Origin of the sequence: Niabella agricola (assembly GCF_021538615.1) — a bacterium.
GTDB classification, from domain to species: Bacteria; Bacteroidota; Bacteroidia; order Chitinophagales; family Chitinophagaceae; genus Niabella; species Niabella agricola.
This window is the reverse complement of sequence record NZ_JAJHIZ010000003.1, coordinates 3465392-3487254: the sequence shown is the minus strand read 5'-3', so window position 1 is coordinate 3487254 and position 21863 is coordinate 3465392. Positions and strand designations below refer to the sequence as shown.

19 protein-coding genes are annotated in these 21863 nt (G+C 47.3%); 13 read left to right on the top strand and 6 right to left on the bottom strand.

All coding sequences use genetic code 11. The annotated features are described in order from the left end of the window. The first annotated feature begins 3 nt into the window (after positions 1-3). The 3 genes from LL912_RS19960 to LL912_RS19950 all read left to right on the top strand — a co-directional run bounded on the left by LL912_RS19960 (position 4) and on the right by LL912_RS19950 (position 2568). Entirely contained in the window at positions 4-474 is a 471-nt protein-coding gene (locus tag LL912_RS19960; protein WP_235555372.1) for a DUF5362 family protein, read from the top strand. Positions 475-598: 124 nt separating this feature from the next. Beyond that, positions 599-1738 carry a DmpA family aminopeptidase gene (locus LL912_RS19955; protein ID WP_235555371.1) on the top strand — a complete coding sequence of 380 codons (1140 nt, stop codon included), beginning with the start codon at positions 599-601 and terminating at the stop codon, positions 1736-1738. Then, a complete protein-coding gene (locus LL912_RS19950; RefSeq protein WP_235555370.1) occupies positions 1735-2568 on the top strand; it encodes an aminotransferase class IV in 834 nt (277 codons plus the stop codon). The genes LL912_RS19955 and LL912_RS19950 overlap by 4 nt, the downstream gene beginning before the upstream one ends. 81 nt (positions 2569-2649) lie before the next feature. Here the strand turns inward: LL912_RS19950 and rlmN are convergent, their stop codons facing one another. After that, positions 2650-3696: a 23S rRNA (adenine(2503)-C(2))-methyltransferase RlmN gene (rlmN, locus tag LL912_RS19945; RefSeq protein WP_235555369.1), complete on the bottom strand. Its 1047-nt coding sequence runs from the start codon at positions 3694-3696 to the stop codon at positions 2650-2652. Between the two features lie 91 nt (positions 3697-3787). Between rlmN and LL912_RS19940 the strand changes: the two genes are divergently transcribed. From LL912_RS19940 to LL912_RS19910, 7 genes are all read left to right on the top strand, one after another. Beyond that, positions 3788-4258, top strand: coding sequence for a low molecular weight protein-tyrosine-phosphatase (locus LL912_RS19940; protein WP_235555368.1), 471 nt, complete (start codon positions 3788-3790; stop codon positions 4256-4258). Between the two features lie 19 nt (positions 4259-4277). Further along, positions 4278-5657: a histidine--tRNA ligase gene (hisS, locus tag LL912_RS19935; RefSeq protein ID WP_235555367.1), complete on the top strand. Its 1380-nt coding sequence runs from the start codon at positions 4278-4280 to the stop codon at positions 5655-5657. 68 nt (positions 5658-5725) lie between these two features. After that, complete coding sequence (locus tag LL912_RS19930; protein ID WP_235555366.1) at positions 5726-7417, top strand: DUF4836 family protein; 1692 nt, start codon at positions 5726-5728, stop codon at positions 7415-7417. Positions 7418-7541: 124 nt separating this feature from the next. After that, positions 7542-8183 carry an ATP-binding cassette domain-containing protein gene (locus LL912_RS19925; RefSeq protein ID WP_235555365.1) on the top strand — a complete coding sequence of 214 codons (642 nt, stop codon included), beginning with the start codon at positions 7542-7544 and terminating at the stop codon, positions 8181-8183. A 9-nt stretch (positions 8184-8192) separates the two neighbouring features. Next, entirely contained in the window at positions 8193-9386 is a 1194-nt protein-coding gene (locus LL912_RS19920; protein WP_235555364.1) for an FtsX-like permease family protein, read from the top strand. A gap of 96 nt (positions 9387-9482) precedes the next feature. After that, the gene (locus LL912_RS19915; RefSeq protein WP_235555363.1) at positions 9483-10151 is read left to right on the top strand and encodes a DUF2461 domain-containing protein; all 669 of its coding nucleotides are present in this window, start codon (positions 9483-9485) and stop codon (positions 10149-10151) included. 172 nt (positions 10152-10323) lie between these two features. Next, positions 10324-12171, top strand: coding sequence for an amidophosphoribosyltransferase (locus LL912_RS19910; protein WP_235555362.1), 1848 nt, complete (start codon positions 10324-10326; stop codon positions 12169-12171). A gap of 93 nt (positions 12172-12264) precedes the next feature. On the opposite strand, the gene LL912_RS19905 is transcribed toward LL912_RS19910, so the two are convergent. The 4 genes from LL912_RS19905 to LL912_RS19890 all read right to left on the bottom strand — a co-directional run bounded on the left by LL912_RS19905 (position 12265) and on the right by LL912_RS19890 (position 19052). Beyond that, positions 12265-12672 (bottom strand): hypothetical protein, encoded by a 408-nt coding sequence (locus LL912_RS19905; RefSeq protein ID WP_235555361.1) that lies wholly within the window; start codon positions 12670-12672, stop codon positions 12265-12267. Positions 12673-12775: 103 nt separating this feature from the next. After that, a complete protein-coding gene (locus tag LL912_RS19900; protein WP_235555360.1) occupies positions 12776-13936 on the bottom strand; it encodes a hypothetical protein in 1161 nt (386 codons plus the stop codon). 132 nt (positions 13937-14068) lie between these two features. Next, entirely contained in the window at positions 14069-15796 is a 1728-nt protein-coding gene (locus LL912_RS19895; protein ID WP_235555359.1) for a RagB/SusD family nutrient uptake outer membrane protein, read from the bottom strand. Positions 15797-15821: 25 nt separating this feature from the next. Beyond that, positions 15822-19052 carry a SusC/RagA family TonB-linked outer membrane protein gene (locus tag LL912_RS19890; RefSeq protein WP_235555358.1) on the bottom strand — a complete coding sequence of 1077 codons (3231 nt, stop codon included), beginning with the start codon at positions 19050-19052 and terminating at the stop codon, positions 15822-15824. 218 nt (positions 19053-19270) lie between these two features. On the opposite strand from LL912_RS19890, the gene LL912_RS19885 reads away from it, so the two are divergent. Continuing rightward, the gene (locus LL912_RS19885) at positions 19271-19759 is read left to right on the top strand and encodes a SixA phosphatase family protein (protein ID WP_235555357.1); all 489 of its coding nucleotides are present in this window, start codon (positions 19271-19273) and stop codon (positions 19757-19759) included. A gap of 27 nt (positions 19760-19786) precedes the next feature. Here LL912_RS19885 and LL912_RS19880 read toward each other — a convergent pair whose 3' ends face one another. Then, positions 19787-20926: a glycosyltransferase gene (locus LL912_RS19880; RefSeq protein ID WP_235555356.1), complete on the bottom strand. Its 1140-nt coding sequence runs from the start codon at positions 20924-20926 to the stop codon at positions 19787-19789. 110 nt (positions 20927-21036) lie between these two features. Between LL912_RS19880 and LL912_RS19875 the strand changes: the two genes are divergently transcribed. Then, positions 21037-21279, top strand: coding sequence for a hypothetical protein (locus LL912_RS19875; RefSeq protein ID WP_235555355.1), 243 nt, complete (start codon positions 21037-21039; stop codon positions 21277-21279). 62 nt (positions 21280-21341) lie between these two features. Next, the gene (locus LL912_RS19870) at positions 21342-21845 is read left to right on the top strand and encodes a YqgE/AlgH family protein (protein WP_235555354.1); all 504 of its coding nucleotides are present in this window, start codon (positions 21342-21344) and stop codon (positions 21843-21845) included. Positions 21846-21863 lie beyond the last annotated feature (18 nt).

Here is a 21863-nt window from a genome sequence, read left to right as displayed (position 1 = left end):
AATATGGAAGATTTAAACCAACCACCACAACAGCGGGAAGAAGGCCAACTTTTCAGAAATCTTGAAATAAACGACCAGGGTAAAGCTTATATTGATGAAGCTTCAAAATGGGCCCGGTTTCTGGGCATTATAGGATTTATCGCACTTTTCTTTATTGTTATTGCAGGTCTCGTTGTACTAATGGCAGGTTCCTCAATGATGCAGGCCAGCGGTATGCCCCTCTCCGGCGCCCTTATGGGATTTATCTACATCGTTATGGCCGTGCTTTATTTTTTCCCTTCCTTTTATTTGTATAAGTTCGGAAGTACCGCCCGGAAAGGGATTCAGACGGAAAACATCAACGACCTTAACGAGGGCCTGCGTTACCTGAAAAGCTTTTTCCGGTTTACGGGAATCCTCACCATCGTTGTTATTGGTTTTTATATCATCGCCTTCCTGGCTTTTGGAATGGGGGCAGCCACCTCCCGGTTCTGAGTTTTCCGGAGCTGATTTTTTGCCGGCCAGTTACTGGACCGGTTTTTTGTATGCCCCTCCCGGTAAAAGGGATATGGGTACAATTTAAAACAGCGCATCAGGATATTGTCTATATTTAGCCCTTATGAAGCAGCAGTGTTTTTTTCATATGCTTATTTTGATTAGCATTGTATGTACCACCGGCGTTTCAGCACAAACTTTATCTGCCAGTCCGGTTAAGACTGGCGTGTTACCCCGGGGGAGGTATAATGCCATTACAGATGTAGCGGGCGTGACCGTAGGCCATAAAACGCTGATCAGCGGCAACTCCATAAGAACCGGAGCTACCGTAATATTACCACATGGCGGAAACCTTTTCCAGGAAAAAGTGCCTGCTGCCATTTATGTGGGCAACGGGTTTGGTAAGCTTGCAGGCATAACGCAGGTTCAGGAACTAGGTACCCTCGAAAGCCCGGTGGTACTTACAAATACGCTTAATGTGGCTGCAGGAATCAATGCCGGCATCAGCTATACACTGGCTCAAAAAGAAAACCAGCAGGTACAAAGTGTAAACGTGGTGGTAGGAGAAACCAACGATGGATACCTGAATGATATCCGGGGCCGTCATGTTACAGAAAAAGATATCCTTGAGGCCATTCAAAACGCAACCTCGGGGAAAGTAGCACAGGGAAATATCGGAGCCGGCACCGGCACTGTTTGTTTTGGATTTAAGGGAGGTATTGGTACGGCCTCCAGAGTACTGCCCCGGGCATCGGGGGGCTACACGGTTGGGGTGCTGGTACAAACCAATTTTGGAGGAGTACTGGAAATTGCCGGGGTGCCCGTTGGTAAAGAGCTGGGTAAATACTTCTTAAAGGATCAGCTAAATAACCCGGTTGACGGAAGCTGTATGATTGTGGTAGCTACCGATGCTCCACTAGATGCCCGCAACCTGGAGCGGCTGGCCAAGCGGGCTTTTATGGGGCTGGCCAAAACCGGAGGCATTGCCAGCAATGGCAGCGGCGACTATGTGATTGCCTTTTCCACTAATACCGGGGTACGCGTTCCACATATTACCAAACAGCCTTTACATATTACAAAAACCGTTTTTAACGACGACTTATCTCCCCTGTTCCTGGCGGCCATTGAGGCAACAGAAGAAGCCATTATCAATAGTCTTTTTGCAGCAGAAACCATGACCGGAAATGATGGTCATACTGCAGAAGCGCTGCCAAAGGAAGCCGTTATTTCAATATTAAAAAAATACAACCGATACCAGCCATGACATGGACATTTGTAAATGATACGTTTGCGGAGGAGGGCAAAGCCACACTTCAAACAGGCGACCTCGCAATTCAGCGGGGTTATGCTGTTTTTGATTTTTTCAGAACCAATAACAATGTACCGCTTTTTCTGGACGATTACCTGGACCGGTTCTTTCATTCTGCAGCAGCACTTTTTATTACGATTCCCTATACCCGATCCCGGGTTGCTGAAATCATTTTTGAACTGATCCAAAAAAACAACCTGCCCCAGAGTGGTATCCGCATGATCGCCACAGGTGGTTACTCGCCCGACAGTTATACGCCGGTACAGGGCAACTTTATACTGCAACAGCAAGCGATCCAGTTACCTGATGCGGCAAGGTTTGAAGCCGGCATCCGCATTATGACCCATCCTTATCAAAGAGACCTGCCAGCCGTGAAATCCATTAATTACCTGATGGGAATCTGGCTGCAAAAACAGTTACAGGAAAAAGGATTGGATGATGTATTGTATGTGCACAATGATATTATTTCGGAGTTCCCCCGGGCCAATATCTTTATAATAACGCCCGAAAGAACCCTGGCCACTCCGGCGCATCATGTGTTAGCCGGCATCACCCGGAAAAAAATACTGGAATTTGCCGGAGCGCTGCTGCCCGTGGAAACCCGTGACATCTCTGTTCGTGAGCTAAAGAATGCGGCAGAAGTGTTTATGACCAGCACTACCAAACGCATTTTGCCGGTGACAGAAATTGACGGCATCCGGGTGGGAAACGGTAAAGCAGGTCCGTTTACCCGGCAGTTACTGGAGCAGTTTATCCGGTTGCAGGAGCCCGGATACGGAACATAACCACGCTTAAGCCTCTATCTGTTGATTGCAGCTGATGAGAGTGCTCTCTTACGCATGGAGCCCCCGTATTATAAACATTGTTTACTTCCCTTTATTGGCCAGTTGTCCGCAGGCGGCATCAATATCCTTACCCCGGCTGCGCCGCAAGCGGGCGTTCACCTTGTTCTTTTCGAGGTAATGCATAAATGCATCCACCTTTTCTTCGGAAGGTTTGGTAAATTTCGCAAAAGCAATGGGGTTGTATTCGATCAGGTTGACCAGGTCTGCGGGGACCTGGCGGTAGATTTTGATCAGCTCATCCGCATCTTCCAGGGAATCATTAAAATTATTAAACAGGATGTATTCGAAGGTAATTTCGTTCTTGGTTTGTTTATAAAAATAATTCAGCGCTTCGATCAGCGACTGGATATTATTGCTGTCGTTGATGGGCATGATCTCATGCCGTTTTTTATCATTGGCTGCATGCAGCGACAGGGCCAGCTTAAACTTCACCTGGTCATCGCCCAGCTGCCGGATCTGTTTGGCAACACCGGCCGTGGAAACCGTGATCCTCCTGGGGCTCATACCCAACGCCTCCGGAGAAGTGATCTTTTCTATTGCTTTCAACACATTGCGATAATTCAGCAACGGCTCCCCCATGCCCATAAATACAATGTTGGTGAGTTTTTTATCATACACCTCCAGCGACTGCTGGTTGATCAGGGCTACTTCGTCAAAGATTTCGTCAAAACTCAGGTTCCGTTTCCGTTCGATGTACCCCGTGGCACAAAACTTACAGCTTAAACTGCAACCGATCTGGGAACTCACACAGGCGGTCTTGCGTTCATCGGTGGGAATCAGCACACCCTCTGTAAGGTGCCCCTCCACGGTTTTAAAGCGGGTTTTTATGGTGCCGTCCTCAGAATGTTGCGTCATGTCGATGCCCAGGGCGGGAAACTGGAATGTGTGTTGCAGCTTCTGCCGCAGCTCTTTGCTGATATTGCTCATGGCCTCAAAACTTTGTACCGGCTTCAGCCACAGCCAGTCATATACCTGCCGGGCCCGGAATTTCTTCTCCCCGATAGACAAAAAATAATCTTCCAGTTCTGTAAGACTGAGCGTACGGATATTTTGCTGCTTTGCGTTCATCCGGCAAAGATACGCCAGGTTTCAGGTTTTATGATTTAAAGTTGAGCAAACACGCGCTTTGCTTAACCCCGAACCTGATTATCTTTGCGGCATGAAGATTTTAATGGTGTGCCTGGGCAATATTTGCAGAAGCCCGCTGGCAGAGGGGATTTTACAGAAAAAAGCTGCGGAACGGGGACTGGATTGGCAGGTTGACAGCGCCGGAACCAACGGTTACCATACCGGAGAAACACCGCACCGCCTGTCGCAGAAAGTAGCCTCCTTGCACGGAATTGACATTTCCTGCCAACGGGCCCGGGATTTTGTACCAGAGGACTTTGAACGGTTCGACATCATATATGCCATGGCCGAAGATGTGATTGATGAAATCAAATACATCGCCGGGAACCGGTTCGATCCCTCAAAAGTAATACTCATTATGAATGAAATCGAGCCGGGCAGGAACAAAGACGTTCCCGATCCCTGGTACGGTACCGAACCGGGGTACCATGAAGTATATGAAATGCTGGATAGAGCCAGCGACGCCATCATCGATAAATACCAGATAACAAATTTCAAATAACAACATTCAATTTTCAAGAGTGAGCAAACCATCCCTGCCACAAGGAACCAGAGATTTTGATGCCGCAACGGTGCGCAAACGCAATTATATTTTTACTACCATAAAAGCAGTTTTTGAATTGTATGGTTTTCAGCCGCTGGAAACTCCCGCCATGGAAAACCTGGAAACCCTGATGGGTAAATATGGAGAGGAAGGCGATAAACTGATCTTTAAGATTCTCAACAACGGCTTGAACAATGCGGAGAAGGCCGATAAGATAAAAGCAGGTTTTGAGCAAGTGATGGAAGGCCGATCCAGCAAGGATATTACCGAGCGGGCGCTGCGCTATGACCTTACCATTCCTTTTGCCCGTTATGTAGCCATGAATTATAATCAACTCACGCTGCCGTTTAAACGCTATCAGCTACAACCGGTATGGAGGGCAGATCGGCCGCAAAAAGGTCGCTACCGCGAATTTTATCAATGTGATGCGGATATAGTGGGTAGCCGCTCCCTCATCAATGAACTGGAGCTGGCTGCTATGTATGCCGCTGTTTTCCAAAAACTGGGGCTTCCGGTAGAAATCCGGATCAACAACCGCAAGATCCTTACCGCGCTGGCAGTACAATGCGGAGGTGCTGAAAAAATGATCGACATCGCCATTGCCATCGACAAGCTGGATAAGATCGGTATCGATAAGGTAAAGGAAGAGCTGGCAGAACGGGGACTTTCAGAGAAACAGGTCAACCTCATCCAGGATTTTCTTGAAATCAATGGCACCAACGAACAAAAACTGGCTCGTCTGAAATCGATCTTTACAGATAATCCCACCGGCCGGGAAGGCATTCAGGAACTTGAATACATCCTTCTAAATTCTGAATTCAAAACTCAAAATTCTACGTTAGTGCTTGACGTTACCCTTGCCCGGGGGCTCAATTATTATACCGGAACCATTTTTGAAGTAAAGGCCACAGGCGTAAAAATCGGCAGCATTGGCGGCGGCGGGCGTTATGATGACCTTACCGGCCTGTTTGGCGTGCCCAATGTACCTGGTGTAGGTATTTCCTTTGGAGTCGACCGTATTTATGATGTACTTACCGAGTTAAACCTGTTTCCCGCCGATGTGTATAGCGGCACCCGGATGTTGTTCTTTAACTTAGGCACTGCAGAAGCAACAAAAGCGTACGAACTCATGCAGGGACTCCGCTCAGAAGGCATCGCTTGCGAGCTGTTTTACGAAACCGTAAAGTTTGACAAACAGTTTAAGTACGCGGAAAAAAAAGGTATCCCCTATGTGGCCATTTTGGGCAGTCAGGAGCTGGAAGCAGAAACCATCATAATAAAAAATTTGCGATCCGGTGTTCAGGAACAGGTGACCTTTGCCGGTTTAAGGAATTATAATTTTGATGAAAAAGCATGAATAGGCAATAGTGAACGCAGAACGGCTGCCGGTTCGGATTTAAAACACAAACAAAAAACCAATATAACATGACAAACGTGAAAAACAAGGGCTTGCTCATTTTGGGCTTTTGCCTTGCGCTTATTTTTACTGCCTGTAACAAAGGAGGCAAAACCGGATTGCTGATCCCGGACGATGCAGCAATGGTCCTTCATGTAGACCTGGCCTCTCTTTCCTCCAAGCTGACCTGGGCAGAAATCAAGCAGACCTCCTGGTTTACAGAGGCCCTGAATCAGACAACGGACTCTCTGGGCAAACAACTGCTGAACGATCCGGAAACTTCCGGCCTCGATCCCAAAGGCAGCCTGGTGTTCTTTTTAAAACGCACTGGCAGCAACGGATATGTGGCATTTGAAGGCTCCCTTAAAGACGCTGCCAAATTTTCCAAAGTAATAGAAGAAGGGGGCAAAGGAAATATAAAGATTGAAAAAGACGGGGAATACAGCTTTGTAAAATCACCGGATAATGACAATGCCGTGGTTTACTTTAATGATAAATTGTTCATTGCCGTTATCGATGCCTCTGGTGTTAGCAAAGGGTTTCCCGGCAACCGTGGCAGCTTTGGCCAGAGCGTTGAAAAATATCCGCTGGACAGCCTGAAGCTGCTTGCCAAAAACACCTTCCAGTTAAAAGGCAGCAAGCTGCTGGATAGCGACAAGCGTTTTGCAGACCTGATCGGCGACAAAGCCGATATGCATTTCTGGGTGAACAGTGGCAATCTTTACAATGGATTAGCCGGCGGCATTATGGCCATGATGAAATTCAATGCATTGCTGGACGGCGCTATTACCGCAGGCAAGGCCAATTTTGACAATGGTAAAATCACCGCCAATGTAAAGAATTTCTATGGCAAGGAAATGACCGACCTGTTAAAGAAAAATACGGGCAGTACCATTACAGATGAAACCATCAGCCATCTTCCCGAGCAGGATGTTCTTGCTGCGTTTAGCATGAGCTACGCTCCGTCCTATATCAAAGACCTGATTAAACTTTTAGGGTTCGACGGTATTGCCAATGCCGGGCTGGCCCAGCTCGGCATCACTATAGACGATTTTACTAAGGCGAACGGAGGCACGCAATCATTTGCGTTAACAGACGTAACCGTAACCGGAAAACCCGCTGCTGTTACGCTGGATAATGGTGAAACCATTCCTTATGAAAAAGATGATACCAAATTTGATTTTGTATTCGGGTCGTCTGTAGGTGATAAATCCAGTTTTCAAAAACTGATCGACGCGTTCCGGAAAACAATAGACAAAGAAATGCCGGTGAAGGATAGCGCCCTGGAGCGCATCAAGAACAGGCTTACGGACAAATGGTTTGCTCTTGGCGGCTCTGATGCGGAAGTAGATGCATTTCTTTCCGGTGGCAAAAAACCCGCCTATGCCCAACCATTTACTGGTCATAACATGGGCGGATATGTGAACTTGCAGAAAATTTTCACCACCATCTTGGCCAATAGCAAAAAGGACAGCACCTATAAAAAGAACCTGGAAGTTTCCGCTAATTTCTGGAAAACGATCACCATGTATTCCGATGTTAAGGGCGGTGAAGCCTTCAGCAAAGTAGAGATCAACCTGGCAGACGGAAATACCAATGCCTTAAAACAGCTGAATAAGTATATCGATCAAATGTACCTGGCTGCACCCAAAAAAGAATTCACAAATGACTGGCAGGCAGACGCTGATACCGCAGCAGCAGTAACAACGCCCGTTCATTAACAAACCGGCTTTACATCTTCGGCCGCTCCGCCCAACACGCAAAGCCACCAGGAATGCACAAATCAATATTCTTTTGTGCTCCTGGTGGCTTTGAAACCGGCGGTACAAACTCCTTTAAAGACTCATGAAGCTCGAAATCAGGAATGTGCTCCCCACCTACTTTGAAGAAACGCGCAAGGCAGATTCCGGAATATGGGGTAAAGATCTTGTCTTTTCAAATGGAGACCTGATCAATATTGTGGCACCCTCCGGTACCGGCAAAACCTCTCTTGTTCATTTTTTGTACAACCTGAGAACAGATTATACCGGTGAAATCCGTTATGACGGAACGCCGCTAAAAAACATGAACCGGGAAGCGCTTGCTGCGTTGCGTAAAGATCACGTGAGCATCGTATTACAGGATATGCGGTTATTTGGCGAACAAACCCTCCGGGAGAACCTGGAGATCAAACGGCAGTTGCATCCTTATTACCCGGCAGAACGCATTCAGGAAATGGCGAGGATACTGGGAGTGGACCACCGGCTGAATGCACTGGCCAGGCACTGTTCCTATGGAGAGCAGCAAAGGGCCGTAATTATCCGTGCCCTGCTGCAACCCTTTGAAGTATTGTTAATGGACGAGCCTTTCAGCCACCTGGATCAGGCCAATTCCCAAAAGGCCATCGATCTGATACTGGAGGAAGCCGCCAACCGGAAGGCCCTGGTGCTGTTTGCTGAGCTTGAAAAAGCAGCCGGCTTCCACGCAACCCATTTATATCATTTGTAAACTGTTCCTGTGGCACTCTCATTTAAACCCGTAAAACCATTGTTATATACCGGAACCAATGCCTCCTCCCGCTGGTTTTCCTATATCGGGCTGGGTATCGGGGTACTGCTGTTGCTATGTTCGGTGCAGATGTTCATCAACATCCAGCAATTACTAAAAGAAGGCAGTATCCGAAAAGACGGTTTTGATTTTGTGTCCATCACCAAAAACATCACCAATGAAACCATGGGACAACCGGAAAAGAACCTGTTTCATGCCGATGAGATCGATGCCGTTAAAAAGCAACCATTCATTGCCGGCGTATCACCCCTGCTGGCCAATGATTTCCGGGTACAGCTGAGCGCCGGAAATGTATTGCCTTTCAGCACCGATATGTTCCTGGAAGCATTGGACAACGATTTTATTGATACCCTTCCGCCCAATTTTACCTGGAAAGAAGGCGATCAGAACATTCCCATTATCCTCTCATCCGATTTTTTCGAGATCTATAACATTTTTGCGCCCGGTCAGGGACTGCCCCAATTATCAAAAGAAACAGCCATGGGCATACCTGTGCAGATCGCCTGTTACGGAAGAGACAATACCATCACTTTCTCCGGGAGGATCGTAGCCTTCAGCGACCGGGTAAACTCGGTGCTGGTGCCCAAGAATTTTTTGCAATGGGCCAACAAAAACTTTGGCAATAAGGACCGCCAGGACGCCAGCAGGCTGTTTTTAAAGTTAAAGGATGTCAATGATCCGAAGCTGATCCGCTACCTGGATGCCCAGCATTATGTAATTAACCGCGATAAAACCCTGCTGGGGCGCAATAAAATTGTACTGCAGGGCATCTTCAGCGGGCTGGGTATTTTTGGTTTGCTGGTAGTGATTCTGGCATTAATGCTGTTTTCCTTCTATCTGCAACTGGTCATTGCCCGCAGCAGGCAAAACCTGGAACTATTGTTAACCCTGGGCTATTCGCCGGCATGGCTGGGAAAGCATGTATCCGGCCAGTTTGTACCCGTTTATATCCTTATCGTATTAACTGCCCTGATCTGCACCCAGGTCATGCAATGGGCCTTTCACCAGTTCATTATGTTCAACCGACCCGAATTGTCGTCACTGGTCAACTGGATCGTCATCCTGCTGGCAGCCGCGCTGGTATTGATGGCTATAGTAACCAATGCCCGGCTGGTAAAAAAATTATTGTACCGCCTGGGATAGCCTTATTCACGGTGTGGTGCATGTCTTCACGCGCCGGGCCAATCCGATGGAACCATGCCTCAGCGGCTTATATAGAAATCATTTAACTTTACCTATATGATACAACCATCGACACTGAAATTTTTAAAGGACCTTAAATTCAACAATAATAAATCCTGGTTTGACGCAAACCGGAAAGCCTATGAGGCTGCCCGTGAAGACTTCGCTGCATTTATTGACCGGCTGATTACGGCATTCGGCAAAACCGAGCCTACCGTCCTGCATCTAAAGGCAAGGGACTGTATGTTCCGGATCAACCGCGACGTGCGTTTTTCAAAAAACAAAGAGCCTTATAAAACCAATTTTGGCGCGTATATCAATCCGGAAGGGAAAAAGTCGGTAAAGGGCGGGTATTATCTTCACCTCGAACCCGGCGGCAGCTTCACCGGCGGCGGCATCTGGCAACCCATGCCGGCCGAGCTGGCCAAGGTGCGGCAGGAGATTGACTATAATCTCCAGGAGTTTGAAAAGGTTTTGGGAACCAAAAAGTTCAGGGATACCTATGGCGGCCTTACGGTTGAAGAAGGGCAGATCTTGTCGAGGGTTCCAAAGGGATACGAGCCGGACAATCCGGCCGCTGCCTATCTCAAATACAAAAGCTATACGGCTTTAACCAACCTGCCGGACGCTATATTGACCAGCCCCACCTTGCTGACCACAACGGTAAAAGCTTTTCAAACGCTGCAGCCGTTGATCACGTTCCTAAACAGGGCCATCGACGAATAACAAACAACCGTTTTTACTTCTATATACTATGAGATACAGCCGGTTGAAGATGTTGTGTAAAAAACACCCCTGTCATGCAGATGTAACGGTTAAAAAATACCGTAGCCTTAACCTATATTAAGCAATCTTTAAGCTTCAAAATCGTAACTTTGCATTTCCTTTTTATAAAGTTATGAGTGATCCCATAAAGCATGAATGCGGTTTAGCCTTTATCCGGCTCCGCAAACCCTTCTCCCATTATTTAAAACAGCATGGAACCGTAATGTGGGGGCTGAACAAGCTCTACCTCCTGATGGAGAAACAGCATAACCGCGGACAGGACGGCGCCGGTATTGCCGCTGTAAAACTGAATGTAGAGCCCGGCTACCCATTCCTGCACCGCATGCGCAGCGCAGAACCCCAGGCCATCTCCGGTTTATTTAAAAATATTGCCGACGAAGTAGATGAGGTTTGCCGGTATAACCCGGATGCGCTCAAGCATCCCGGTTTGATGAAAGGACATATTAAATTCCTGGGCGAATTGTTGCTGGGGCATCTGCGGTATGGCACACAGGGTAAGAACAACGCTGATTTTTGCCATCCCTTTATCAAAAGGAATACGGTACCCGGCCGAAACCTGGCCCTTGCGGGAAACTTTAACCTGGTCAACACCCAGGAACTTTTTGAACAACTCAATATTGTACCAGGGAATTTCCAGAAACAGAGCGACCTGGCGGCAATGATGGAAATCATCCATCATTACCTGATTGAGGCCGATAAAAAAAATCCCGGCAACGTAGATATTAAAAGCGTACTACAGGAAGTAATCCCCATGTTTGACGGGGGATTTGCGGTAGGCGGGTTAACCGGGGAAGGACTGGGATTTGTTTTCCGCGACCGGAATGGTATCCGCCCCTGTTATTATTATATTAACGACGAAGTGATCGTGGCTGCCTCTGAACGCGCGGCCATCCGTACCACATTTAACGTAGGTGAAAACGAGGTAAAAGAACTGATGCCCGGTAATGCCCTGATGGTAAACGCAAACGGGGAATATGAAATTGCGGAAGTAGTGACCCCGGGCGAGCGCAAGGCCTGCAGCTTCGAACGCATTTATTTTTCGCGGGGCAGTGACGAAAAGATTTATAAAGAGCGGAAAGCACTTGGTTTCAATTTGAGTGAGCAGGTGCTGAAAGCGATCGATTTCGATCTGAAGAATACCATCTTTTCCTATATTCCCAATACCGCAGAAGTGGCCTTCCTGGGCCTCCACAAGGGCATGCAGCTCTACCTGAATAAGATCAAAATAGAACGCATTTTAAGCTGGGGTAAAGACTTTGACGAGGAAAAGCTAAGCGAGATGGTCAACCGCCGCATCCGGATCGATAAAATAGCGATCAAGGATGTAAAGATGCGCACGTTTATTACCGAAGATGCCAGCCGGAACGAAATGGTGCAGCACGTGTACGATATTACTTATGGTACTGTGCGTCCCGGCATCGATACCATCGTGGTGATCGATGATTCGATCGTAAGAGGTACCACGCTGAAAGAGAGTATCATCAAAATGCTTTCCCGCCTGCAGCCCAAAAAGATCATCGTAGTTTCTTCCTGCCCGCAGATCCGCTACCCGGACTGCTATGGAATCGATATGAGCAAAATGGGCGATTTTATTGCCTTCAGTGCCGCGGTAGAAGTATTAAAAGATAAAGGGAAAGAATCCCTGCTGGATGAATTGCTTCAAAAATGCAAGGACCTGAAGGAGCAGCACCTGCTACATACCGAGAACGTGGTAAAACAGCTCTATAAAAGCAGCACAGTGGATGAGATCACTGAGAAAATAGCCGAAATGATCACGCCGGCCGGTTTGAACATTCCGGTACAGGTGATCTTCCAGAGCATTGAAGACCTTCATAAAGCATGCCCCAATAACCTGGGCGACTGGTACTTTACGGGCGACTATCCCACCCCGGGCGGTAACCGGGTGGTAAACCAGGCCTTTATGAACTATATGGAGGGAAAGAACGAAAGGGGGTATTAACCCTAGTAACTTATAAAAAAAGAGCGGCTTCAGATGGCCGCTCTTTTTTTTGTATACCCCTATTATGACCCACAGCGGGTGATTCACTACACTCTAATAATGCACTAAATGATCCCTTACCCAGGTAGAAATACTGTCGGGCTTAATATGATACGCTTTAAAGTCTTCAGGAAACACCAACAGTACGACCATATTTTCCTTTTCACTGTACAATGCCTTAAGGCTGCGGCCAACAAGTTGTGGCCATTGTTCGCTTAGTACCGACGTCTGGACTTTTCCTTGGAACACTTTCTTATTATAGTCAAAGGTTGCTGTTAACGAAGCATACCTGCCCGTCGAATAATCCACCACTGTAGCAGTAACCAATTTTCCGTCTTCTTTAAAATTTGCCCACTTCTTAAGCTCCATAACGTAAGCCAAAACGGCCAAAATCACAAAACAAATGATTATATTCCTGTTAACGAGCGTATTTGATTCTTTAATGCGTAAATCTTCTGTCATAAAATTTCGTGCTTTCTACCGTTTCCCCGCCGTACGGTTGCCAGCCCGGGTGCTCTGCTAATACTCTCCGGAGCGCTCGTCCGGCAGCAATAGGTTTGTTATTTTACTTAGAATCCGGATAAACAGCAATCCGGTGGGTCCTCAGGCGATAACTGGTATTTTTTTGTTCCGCACTATTATTAAAATCTAAACTTTTGGATGCCTCCAGCGGCATATGACAACTGATACAATCGTTCTTTGCACTGCGCATGGCAACCGCATGATCGGATTTTAAATGACAGGACATACAACGCTGCACAAACACCTCCTGCATACTGCCTTCATTTTTATGGGTATCATGACAACTGGTACAGGTAAGGTTGCTCTGCAGAAAACACTGGCTCTGCATCAGCGATTGCATTTGCATGCCGTGTGCATCCGGATTGGCGGCAACTCCGGGGTAATACATATAATAGTTGGAAAGTGTATCTCCCGGTACAAACGCAAAGATCGATCTCAGATTTACCGGGTCGCCGGAATGACAGGTAGCACAAAGGTCCAGTTGCCGCTGCCGGCTCAATGATTTTATCGGCGTCATAAACTTCGCAGTCTTTTCATCCGGATGATCCATATGAAACGCTACATGTTGCGCGGCAGGGCCATGACAACGCTCACAATCGATTCCATAAATGATGGAGCCGGGATCGATCTTTTCGGTATAGCGCATGCCCCCCTCCAGGTTTCTTTCTACAGCAGCATATGAACTATGGCACTCCATACACCGGCCTACAATAAGTCGTGAATAGTCCGGATGATCTGCGGGAAAGCCCGGACTGTTTGTCCAGCGTTTTAATTCCGACAGGTAGGTAAGCGGCAACTGGTACAGTTTCTCATCCCGCCAATAGCCAAAGGTCCACGCTTTTTCTCCTGAGCCAAATGCAAAATCCATCTGCTCACGGGCCACTTGCCCTCCATTCAACATATAGGTTTGCATGATCCCCTTATTAACGGTCTCCAGGCGCACCAGTTGATTACCTGGAAAACGGACGGTGTCATTTAAAGCGGTGATGATTTTTTTAACCACATCCACGTCTGTTTTAGATGATGTTTTATAATGATGGGCGTGAACATAACTGCGCGCTATTTCCTGATGACATTGAACACAACGGGCGGCCCCTGCATATTGCGGACCTCTTGAATCATTACCAGAATTGTACCGGCTGGTGCAGGTAAACAGGCAGATCGAAAGGCCCAGCAGGGAAAGGATGATGGTAATTATTTTCAAATGGAATGTTTTATCGTTGCTGTAAACGAAAATAAGATTTTATTACTGGATAATCATAGCCGCTCCGGATATGCAAACCCCCACCAATACAACATTGATGGGGGTATACATATGAACCAGCCTGATGCCCGGTTATTGATTCTGCCTCAACACACCCTGTGCCCGGTCGATCTGCTCCCGTGGAATGAGCATTCCCTTATCCCAATCGGGATAGGTGAATCCTGCCGGCTGAGACGCAGATACATATTGCTTTTCAAAATCCTTATAGGATTCCAGCACATCTTTGGCAATGCCCCAGCGTACCAGGTCATAATAACGGTGCCCCTCCAGTGCCAGTTCCAATCTTCGTTCAAACCGCACCGCTTTCCGCGCATAATCCTGACTGGGGAAGGATGGGTAGGTGCCTATTTTGTAAACGGCAGCGGGTTGGCCCGATCCGGTCAGCACCGGCGCTAAAGTAGCCGCACGCGTCCGCACCAGATTCACCCAGGTTTTTGCTGCATCCAGGTCGTTGGTTTCTACCGCACATTCTGCCGCCATCAGGTATACATCAGACAGCCGGATAATGTTAACATTTTGTGCATTCAGATAATTGGCCCCATTGGCTACATTGCCGCTAAAATCTGCCTGGTTAATCGATTGCTTTACCGCAACAAAGGGTCCTCCGAAAGGCTGATCCCGGATCCAACCCGGAACCAGTACACCCCAGTCGCGGTATCGCACCTGTCTCCGGCCCACGGTATAATCCAGCCGGGGGTCAAAAACCAGAGACACATCCAACTGGTAATTATCCAGTGCCGGACCGCTCAGCCCCTGGTCTGATTTATAAGGATTGTTCCGGTACGTACCGTCTAAAAAAGGCAGTCCGTTTGCATCTACTTTAAATGCATTTACCAGATCAACGGATGGCTGGTAAAAACCGCAACAACCGCCTGGTGAATTTCCATAAAGACCGGCGAGCATATCGCCCACGTTAGCGTTATCACCGCTTCCGTCTGCATTAATTTTGCTTTGGGACACCAGAATCCCTTCCGCACCGTTCTTTCCTTTAATATTAAAGTTCGCATTAAAATCCAGACTGGTCAACGCCGCTTTTTTAGTAATTACATCCTTGAACAGGATCAGTGCTTCTGCATATTTTTTCTGGTAGAGGTACAGTTTACCCAGATAGGCTTCGGCTGCGTATTTATCTACACGGCCTACTTCTCCCAAAGGTTTTGAATAATCCTGGGGCAGGCCTGCCATGGCCGCTTTGAAATCCGCTTCGATCATCGGGTATACACTCTTGTCGTTCGGTACTTTTGTAGCGTCCTGGGTTGTCATATTTTCATCGACATAAGGAATGTTTTTAAACAACCGAGCTAAGAAAAAATAATAATGCCCCCGAAGCATCTTTGCTTCTGCAGCTATTTGAGTAGCGCGCTCCTCGGAGAACTTATCACTGCCGCCGCCTTGTACTGCAGCAAGAAGCCTGAGCGTGGTATTACAGCGGGTGATTCCTTCATAATACACCCGCCACATTACGGGCAGATTATCATTGGATGAATTGACATTATGCAATTCGATGTCGTTCATGGGCGATTGATCCGGACCATTACTACCCTTATGTGCATTGTCGGCTGCCACTTCTCCAAACAACCACTGGCTGGGGCCGCTGGAGTAGTTGCCCCAGGTGCCATTGATGTTACCGTTCATAATGCCATAAGCGCCGATCAGCGCGGCTTCCACACCTTGAGTATTCGTTAGCAAAGCTTCCGAAAGTGCCCCCTGGGGTTTTGTTTCCAGGAATCCTTTTCCACAGGAACAGCACATTGCCAGAAGTAAAAGGAAGCATATCGGTTTATATAATTTCTTTATCATACCATACTATTTTTAAAAGTCAATATTAGAATGTAACGTTTAAACCAACCAGGTATTGCCGGGATATCGGATACATGCCCAGGTCTACCCCAGGCGCAGCATAAGTGCCCGGAGAAGAAGTTACTTCAGGATCGAGCCCGCTGTATTTGGTAATAGTAAACAGGTTGGTACCGCTCACATATAAGCGCAGGTTCTTGATCCTGTCCTGCAGCGCGCCTTTTAATTTAAAATTATAGCCGATCTGCGCCAGCTTCAACTTCAGATAACTTCCGTCCTGTACGAAATAACTATTGGATAACAATTCAATAGCAGGCCGGCTGCGGTAAGGCGCTGGTATATCACTGTTGGCATTGGATGGGCTCCACGCGTTCAGCATGCGTTCGCTTACCGCGCCATCAAACAGGCTGAGATCTGTATACAAGCGTGTGAAGTCGAAGATCTTATTGCCCTGCGATCCGTTAAACGCCAATGAAATATCAAAATTGCTATAGCCAGCATTTAGGTTCAGCCCGTAAATAAATTTCGGATGCGGGCTGCCAATCATGGTCAGGTCGTTGTCGTCGATGGTGCCGTTTCCATCGATATCCGCATAACGGAAACCGCCCGGATGAGCTCCCGTTTGTTTTGCAGCACCGGCAATTTCTTCGGCCGATTTGAAAAGCCCTTCTACTTTATAACCATAGAAAGCACCAAAAGGAAGCCCTGCCATAATCACAGAAGGAATCACCGAACGGTTGGTCAGCATGTTCACTTTTTTAATGCCCGGAGCCAGAGATACCAGTTTGTTGATGTTTCTTGAAAAGTTTACCCCAGCATCAAAATTAAAAGGCTTGTTAGCGGAAGAACTGGTGTAGTGATAATTCAATACCAATTCAAAGCCCTTGTTACTCATTTCCCCGATGTTTACATACGGCGAAGATCCACCACCAACGGCCTGCGCCGGCAGAGCCAGCGGATAAAGCATATCCACTGTCTTTTTGTTATACACATCAAACGATCCATCCAGTGTGCGGTGCAGCAACGTAAAGTCAATTCCTATATTCAACGACTGCGCCTGCTCCCATTTAATATCCGGGTTGGCATAGCCGGAGATCCATACCCCGCTGGAAAGACTGCTTCCGTTAATCGGATAATAGGAAGAATTGATGGATGCCTGCAGCAGCTTCAGATACTGGAAATCCGGAATGGATTGGTTACCGGTAACGCCCCAGCCGGCACGGAACTTCAGATCATCTACCCAGGTCACGCTTTTCATGAACCCTTCATTAGACACTCTCCAGGCAAGACTGACGGCCGGAAAATTCCCGTATTTATTACCGGGGTTAAACCTCGAAGATCCATCCCGGCGAAGGGTTCCGGAGATCAGGTATTTATCCAGGAATCCGTAATCCACTCTTCCAAAAATCGAATACAGGGAACTCGGCTGGCTGATAGATGTACCATTACTGGCAACCGGTGTAGAGGTTGCCGTATTCATATAATAATAGTTCATGTCTCCCATCAGGAAATAGCCGTTGGCAGAACCATTCAGGTAACGCGCCCAGGCCCTTACGGCCTCCGTACCTGCCATAACGGTAAGATCATGTTTTTCATTAAACCGCTTTTTAAACGTAAGCGTATTGGACCAGGTCCAGTCGGTCCCCCAGCCCATGTTCTCGCTGAAAGTATGGTTATTGTAACTTCCTTCTGCGCGCTCCGGATTCGGATATCCAACGGTTACACCGTTATAGGTTTCGTACCGAACCCCATAGGTGGTTTTCAGGTGCAGTGATTCAAGGATTTTAAGATCGCCGTAAACACTTCCGAAAAACTGGTTGGAAGTACCAACATTATCCTTGGCCCGGTAGAGCGCCGCCATCGGGTTTTCCGCGTTCCCCAGCAGGTTACCCCGGCTGCCGCCAAAGTTGCCCATAATATCGTAAACGGGAATAATGGTCTGAATCCGGTAGGCCCAGCCCATTGGAGACCCCTCACCCATATAACTTCCGGCCGTATTTACATTGGTAGAAAAACCCTGGTTCTCGGTGCGCGAATACTGGATATTTTCACCCATCTGCAAACGGTCGCCCAACACTGTAAAATTACTGTTGGCGCGAATGGTATACCGTTTAAAGCCGGTGTATCGTACCACCCCTTCCTGATTCATATACCCCCCGCTCACCGCATAATTGGCGTTTTCACCACCACCGCTTACAGTAAGCTGGTAGTTTTGTATGGGAGCATTCCGGGTAATGGTCCGGTACCAATCAGTACCTTCCCGGTTGGCCTTGGTAATCTGGTAAAAGGTTTTTCCATCCATAGAATAGTTATACAATGAAGGGTTAACCATCGCCGCTGTAATTTTCTGGCCATAAACACCGCCTGCAAGTAAATATTCCGGAAGGGTAGGGTTGTTGGCATCCGTTCCGTAATAATCGGTTTTTGTAGGATCCAGTCCGGCATTTTTATACCCTGCAAACAGGAACTCTGCAAACTGCTGGGGATTCAGATACTTTGGAAACCGGCCACGGTTGGGGTTCTGGCTGCCATAGTACATATCCAGGTTCACCCTGGGCGCTCCGGATTTTCCTTTTTTGGTAGTAACGATCACCACCCCGTTATTGGCCCGTGCTCCATAAATAGAAGCAGCAGAAGCATCCTTTAATACCTGCATGCTTTCAATATCACTGGAGTTCAGCCAACTCAGCTTTCCCTGGTAGGGCATTCCGTCTATGATGTACAGGGGATCATTATTGTTGATGGTACTAAAACCACGGATACGGACCTGGGGAGTAGCCCCGGGTGATCCGTCATTCACAATCTGTACCCCGGCGGCTTTACCCTGAAGCGCCTCCAGGGGGCTTGCTGCCGGTTGTTGTTTCAACTCTTTCATATCGACAACCGCTACAGATCCGGTAAGATCCTTTTTGCGCGCGGTACCATAACCAATCACCACCACATCGGTTAAACTGGAAACATCCGCGGCTAACTGAACAGCCATGGGTGCATTCACATTGGCTTTAAGCGTAACCGTTTTAAAGCCGACGCTCGAAAACTCCAGCTCATCACCGGCTTTGGCGGCAATCGAAAATTTTCCTTCCGCATCCGTAGCGGTTCCGGAAGTAGCACCCTTTAATACAATAGAAACATTTGGAAGTGGACTCCCCTTATCGTCTGTAACAGTTCCAACAACAGTTTTTGTCTGGCCGAAACTGTGTAGCATAAAACAGGGGCACAAGAGCATAAGTAGCACGTAAAAGACTTTCATTCTTTCCATACGGCATTGAGTTTAGAATTAAAAAGAAGGAAGTATCCGATTGAAGGTAACATTTCTTTAACAAAAAATTTTTTTTTATTATGTACTAAAAACACGATATTATTGCCCCTTACCGTATATCGAAACAACCCGATATTTCATCCAAAAAGAAGATTGTCTGAACCGTATTATTACTTAAACTTGTAAAGAATTTTACACTCACTCTTGAAAACAGGTGCATGAAAACATTGATTATCATCCGGCATGCGAAGGCCGAGCAGGGTTTTGGAAAAGATATAGAGCGAAAGCTGACCGACAGGGGCCAGCGCAACGCCACAAAAATGGCGGCACTGCTTAAGGCAAAGGGATACCATATCGACCGGCTCTTTTCCAGTAATTCGGAACGGACCATGCAAACGACCCGGATCTTTGCAGAAACCCTGGATATCCCCGGTGATCATATCCGCTATTTCGAAGGCCTTTACCTGGCCGACGTGCTGGGTATTACAGAAACCATTGAGTGGTTAAGAGAAGGGGAAAACATCCAAACACTGGCCATTGTAGCCCATAATCCGGGTGTAACAAATTTTGTAAATGATCTGACCCACGCTGGCATCGATAGCCTGCCTACTTGCGGTATTGCGATAATGGAAGTGGATATGAATGACTGGAGTAATTTTGAGGCTGCTAAAAAAAACCTGGTAACAACGTTTTCTCCCAAAGATTGATAGCACGTTTAAACAGATAGCAAGAATTCATAAGCGGCCATCCTGTATCATTTTCCTGGAATGGATGGTTCCGCCACAGTCATTTAAAAAGCGCTCCACAGCCTGCTCCAAGTCGGCGCGGTTGCCAGGCGGTTCAGCGTAGCGAAGCTTTTGAGCTTTTTCGAGCAACGCTTCCAGTTGAAAGTCTTCCTGTGAGCTGGTTACAGCGAGGTGCTGCCGGTCCAGTAACTGAGCCAGGTATTCCTGCTCCGTTTGCCCGGGTGTAGGTACCAGGATACACCGGGCGCCCACTGCCTGCAGATCCATTATCGAACTATAGCCGCTTCTGCAAACAACATATGCGGCATTACAAATAAGCCGGTTCAGGGCTGCCGCCGGCAGGTGATCATATACCTGCGTAAAGGGCAGTTCCGGAAGCCGTGATCCACCACCATTGGGCAGCCCTCTTACCAGTATGCTGGCTATTTTAAGCGATTGCAGCTGATTGCAAACAGTTTGTTCAAAAAGGGATCGCTGTGGTTCGGGACCCGATAAAACAACCAGGATCGTTTCTTTTGAGACTTCCGCTTTTTGCGGTTGCATTCTTGAAAGCAGCCCCAGGTATTCAAAAGGTATTGCCGGCATTAGCGCCGGATGCGAAAGGTCGCCCGCGAGCCCGGGTGCCGCAGGGTAATCGGGAATCCAGCAACGCGAAAATTTTTCGATCCACCGGTAATTGATCCATTGTGAAACAGTTTCCATTCCCCGGCCCAGTGGATTTTTTACCCGCAACTGGTGTGTAATAAAAACAGTGGGCACGTTTGTATGATACAGACCAAAACGATTGTCACTGATCACACCATGAATATTGTATTTTCTTACGACGGATTGCAGCCAGCGATGCTCATACCGGATTGTTTTCCATATAGACGGAACCTGTTTGAGCAGATTAAAAAGAAAGCCGCTTCGTTTGGCAGTATACCGTACATTATAGCCCTCCAGGTGCAGACAGCGGATCTGCGGGAATTCCTTTTGCAATAATCCGCATTGCACTTCATTACCGGCGGCTATGACCTCCGCACCCTGTTTAATAAGCTCGTAAATTATTGGTATGCATCTCGTTGTATGACCAAGTCCCCAATCGAGCGGAGCCACCAGGACCTGCTTTTTTTGCTGTGTCGGGTTCATGAATTGCCGGTTCTTTACCAGTACCTGCAGATAAAAATATTCTTGTACTGGATCGGAAAAAATCTTATTTTTATAGATGTGAATGTCACATTTTTTTTGAGAACGACAAAATGAACGATTATAGCCGCGATATTATCTTCCTGCTGAAAGAGCATGGGTGTACGCAGGAGTACATAGATCAGGAGGTTCAGTTTGTGCACAAAGTGATTGCATGTGTAGATACAGATGAAAAATTTTGTACCGCCCATGAACTGGCTACACGTAACCGTATTACAGCAAAAAAAAGAAAGATCCTGAAAGCCATCAACAGGCCCCAGCTAAAGGCGTTTGAATTTCTGATCAATAAGAATTAGCCGGTTCCAAAAAACCACTGGTATTTGCAAGCACTCTTCTTATCCATTTCACAACGCACAACATGAGCATCAATTCCGGCACCGTATTGATCAGTACCCCGGCTATGGACGATCCCAACTTCCGGCAGGCCGTACTGCTGATCACCGAATATAATACAGCCGGTGCTATGGGTTTTATAATGAACAAACCTTTTCCAAGAAAATTTAACGAGCTGGTAGAGTTTCGTCATTGTGCCGCGTTTCCTTTATTTGAAGGCGGACCGGTTGACCAGGAGCATCTGTTCTTTATCCATCGCTGTCCCGATCTGATACAAGAGGGGATACCCGTTGATGCTTCCGTTTACTCCGGAGGGAATTTCAAGCAGGCAGTGGCCCATATCAACCAACACTCCCCTGCTGAACAGGATCTGAAATTATTGATCGGTTATTGCGGATGGGATACCGGCGAACTTGAAACGGAAATAAAAGAAGGCTTTTGGCAGATCGCACCCTGTTCACCGGATCTTCTTTTCTCCGATACAAAAACGCTTTGGCACACGCTGTATATAAACAAGGTGCAGCCATAATGATGAAAACCCCCATTA